We start from the raw sequence: 3,594 nt of genomic DNA, 5'->3' as shown, positions 1-3,594 counted from the left end.
CCACGCCACCCCACCGCACCACGCCACCCCACCGCACCACGCCACCCCACCGCACGAGGGCACGCCGGCGGGCGGTCGCCCCGGAGCGCGCGACGAGGCCGGCGCCGTGGTCCTGTGGCTGCTCGGCCTGTGCGTCGTGCTGCTGTTCGTCGGCGGTCTGAGCCTTGACCTGTGGCGGGCGTTCAGCGACCGTCGTGCGCTAGCCGGGGCCGTGGACGCCGCCGCCGTCGCCGGGGCCTCCGGCATCGATGCGGAGGTGCTCCGCGCCACCGGCCAGGTGGTGCTCGACCCCCCGGTCGCGGAGGGCTTGGCCGCCGCGAACCTGAGCGCGCAGACCGACCTCGGCGCGGTCACAGGCGTCGAGATCACCGCCACGCCCACCGTGATCACCGTCACGGCCACCGGCACCGTCGACCTGACCCTGACCCGGGTGCTGCTCGACCCCGCACCCCTGACCATCCGCGTCACCGCCACCGCGGGACCGCACCGCTCCCCGTAGCGCGACGGCACGGCCCGGCACGGCCCGGCACGGCCCGGCACGGCCACTCCATCACGGTCCGCGGTTGCGTGGACTGTTTCCGTGTCCGGCGGGCGGGCACGTCGGACCTATCCCGGTAGCCAAGAAGGAACGTGTCCAGTCCACGCGCCCGCGCCGGCGGTCGCCCAGCCACGGGCTGGCGCGCCGACGAATCCTGGGGCTCAACGAGGGCGGTCAGGGTCGTCCGACGGCAGCACGACGTGCTCACCGGGGTAGATGAGGTCGGGGTCGCCCGAGGCCAGCCGGTCGCGGTTGGCGGCAACCAGCGCACGCCAGGGCCCGTGGATCTGGGCGTCGGTGGCGCCCTCGCCGAGCAGGGCCGCGGCGATCGCCCACAGGTTGTCGCCGGGCACGACCTCGTGGGTGGCCGTGCCGGCCCGGGGCCCGACCTCGGGCACGGAGCCACGCTCTGGACCGGTGCCGGTACCGGGGGCTGGCGCCGGACCGGCGCCGGACCCGGGGCCACGCTCTGGACCGGCGCCGGCACCGGAGGCTGGTGCCGGACCGGTGCCGGACCCGGGCATCGGCGCGGACCCCGGCCCGACGCCAGGGGCGGACCCCGGCGCGACCACGGCAGGCGCCGACCCCGGCGCGGCCTCCTCGTCCGCGCCGGCCGGGGCGGATTCGGGCGCAGGGGTGGACCCGGATCCGGGTCCGGACGTCGGCTCGGGTGCCGCCTCTGGAGCGGGGACCGCCGCGGACGGCGGGGACGCCGGGTCGCCGGGCAGGGCGCCCGGGGCGGACACCGCCGGCGGGGCGAGGACCTCGGCGAGGGCCAGTCCCTGCGCCCCGACCACCGCCACCGAACCCGCCAGGGTCACCGCCACCGCCCGGTCGGCGACGCGGCGCACGACCGGCAGCGTGGCCCATCCCACAGCGTGGATCGCGGCGGGCAGGCGGGTGGCCCGCGCCAGGGTGTAGGCCACGGTCGAGGCGAGCAGCCAGTACGTCGCCGCCAGCGCCACGAGGCGCAGGGCCGCCATCACGGCGTCCTCGGCGGCCACCACCGCCAGCCACGCGGCAGGGTCATCCCACCCGACGCGCAGCCACGGCAGCGCACCGAGACGGTGCAGCAGCCCCGCGGCCGCGATCTCGCCGCCCAGCAGCGCCACCAGCCCCAGCGCCCGTCGCACTCCGTCCATGGTGATACACGCTAGTCCATGTCAGCACGTCTCTACAAGCCCCAGCCCGCCCCTGCCCGTGGACAACCAGCCCCGGGTCCGGGCGCCACCGACACCACGGCGGTCCGCTAGGCTGCCCCGCCAGGCACCGTGGCGTCGCGGACGCCGAACCCAGCAAGGAGGCCCCGCATGGCCGGAGTCGAGGGACGCGTCGTCGTCATCACCGGAGCGGGCGGGGGCCTCGGGCGCCAGCACGCGCTGCTGTTCGCCCAGCGGGGCGCCAAGGTCGTGGTCAACGACGTCGGCGGGGCGCGTGACGGCACCGGCACCGGCACCGGCACCGAGATGGCCGACGCCGTCGTGGCCGAGATCACCGACGCCGGTGGAGAGGCCGTCGCCAACTACGACAACGTCGCCACCGCCGCCGGCGGCCAGGCGATCGTGCAGACGGCCCTGGACACCTACGAGCAGATCGACGTGGTGGTGAACAACGCCGGGATCCTGCGCGACGTGACCTTCCACAAGATGACCGACTCGCAGTGGCACGGCGTGCTCCAGGTGCACCTGTACGGTACCTATTTCGTCACGCATGCCGCCTGGCCCCACCTGCGCGGGCAGGGCTACGGGCGGGTGATCGTCACGACCTCCACGACCGGCCTCTACGGCAACTTCGGCCAGGCCAACTACGGGGCCGCCAAGCTCGCGGTGGTCGGCCTGATCAACACCCTGGCGCTGGAGGGGCGCAAGTACGACATCACCGCCAACGCCGTGGCCCCTGTCGCCGCGACCCGCATGACCGAGGACGTCCTGCCCGAGGAGATGCTCGCCACGTTCGACCCGGCCTACATCTCCCCCCTGGTGGTCCACCTCGCGAGCCAGGAGTGCACCGCCACGGGCGAGGTCGTGCTCGCCGGCGGGGGCAACTACGCCCGCGTGCGCTACGTGCAGGCCAAGGGTGCCCAGTTCGACGCCGTCCCGACCGTGGAGGACATCGCCGCCGGCTGGGACCGGGTCATGGACATGGAGGGCGCCGAGCCCGGCACACCGCTGTCGGGCTAGCAGCCCTGACCGACGCCGACGGAGCCGGGGGTATGGGGGTGCGGGGTCTGGCGCACCGCTGCGGTGCGCTGGACCACGCACCGCCGGCCAGCCCGGGCCAAAGGCCGCTCCCCCCGGACGGCTACGCTGGCCCTATGGCCTTCACCGAGGAGCTGTACGCCACGGACGCCTACCGCCGCACCTTCGAGGGCGCGGTGGTCGACGTGGACCGCGAGCACAGCCGCGTGGCGCTGAACCGCACGGTGTTCTACCCGGGCGGGGGCGGCCAACCCCACGACACGGGGACGCTGACCTGGCCCGACGGGACCGCGGCGGTGGTCAAGGCCAGGAAGGAGGGCGGCCTGGTCTGGCACTGGCTGGACGTCGAACCCGAGGGTTTGCCGGACGTGGGCGTCGAGGCGGCGGGCGACCTGGACTGGGAGCACCGCCACATGCTGATGCGCACCCACACCGCGCTGCACGTGCTGTGCGGGGTCATCTGGGCCGACTTCGGCGTGGCGGTCACCGGCGGCAACATGGAGCCCGGCGCGGGGCGGCTGGACTTCGAGCTCGACGAGATGAGCGCCGAGCTCGGCGCGCTCGTGGAACGGCGCATCAACGAGGAGATCGCCCGGGCCCGCCACATCCTCGTCGACTTCGTGGACCGCAGCGAGGCCGATCTGGACCCCGCCCTCATCCGCACCAAGGCCAACCTCATCCCGGCCGGCATCGACCCGCTGCGGGTGATCGACATCGTCGGGCTGGACAAGCAGGCCGACGGCGGCACCCACGTCGCGTCCACCATCGAGGTCGGCCGGGTCGCCGTGACCGGGACCGAGTCCAAGGGCCGGGCCAACAAGCGCATCCGCATCGCCGTCACCGACTGACCGGGCCCGG

General features: G+C 74.9%; 4 protein-coding genes. 3 read left to right on the top strand and 1 reads right to left on the bottom strand.

The features are described from left to right. A partial coding sequence (locus tag WD250_17590) for a pilus assembly protein TadG-related protein (protein MEX2622027.1) occupies positions 1–499 on the top strand: 499 nt, incomplete at its 5' end. A 200-nt stretch (positions 500–699) separates the two neighbouring features. Here WD250_17590 and WD250_17585 read toward each other — a convergent pair. Then, on the bottom strand, positions 700–1,680 hold the full coding sequence (locus WD250_17585) for a LysM peptidoglycan-binding domain-containing protein (GenBank protein ID MEX2622026.1): 981 nt from the start codon (positions 1,678–1,680) through the stop codon (positions 700–702). Positions 1,681–1,848: 168 nt separating this feature from the next. Here WD250_17585 and WD250_17580 point away from each other — a divergent pair, with 168 nt between their 5' ends. Both WD250_17580 and WD250_17575 read left to right on the top strand, forming a co-directional pair. Further along, positions 1,849–2,718: an SDR family oxidoreductase gene (locus WD250_17580; GenBank protein ID MEX2622025.1), complete on the top strand. Its 870-nt coding sequence runs from the start codon at positions 1,849–1,851 to the stop codon at positions 2,716–2,718. A gap of 134 nt (positions 2,719–2,852) precedes the next feature. Then, the gene (locus WD250_17575) at positions 2,853–3,584 is read left to right on the top strand and encodes an alanyl-tRNA editing protein (GenBank protein ID MEX2622024.1); all 732 of its coding nucleotides are present in this window, start codon (positions 2,853–2,855) and stop codon (positions 3,582–3,584) included. Positions 3,585–3,594: the final 10 nt, after the last annotated feature.

The organism is Egibacteraceae bacterium, from assembly GCA_040905805.1.
Classification (GTDB): domain Bacteria; phylum Actinomycetota; class Nitriliruptoria; order Euzebyales; family Egibacteraceae; genus DATLGH01.
The sequence above is the reverse complement of the archived record's forward strand: the minus strand, read 5'-3'. Positions and strand labels throughout refer to the sequence as shown.

Bases quoted from the DNA above. Each gene is read 5' to 3' on its own strand.
- WD250_17585 (MEX2622026.1), bottom strand. From the start codon at position 1,680: ATGGACGGAGTGCGACGGGCGCTGGGGCTGGTGGCGCTGCTGGGCGGC.
- WD250_17580 (MEX2622025.1), top strand. From the start codon at position 1,849: ATGGCCGGAGTCGAGGGACGCGTCGTCGTCATCACCGGAGCGGGCGGG.
- WD250_17575 (MEX2622024.1), top strand. From the start codon at position 2,853: ATGGCCTTCACCGAGGAGCTGTACGCCACGGACGCCTACCGCCGCACC.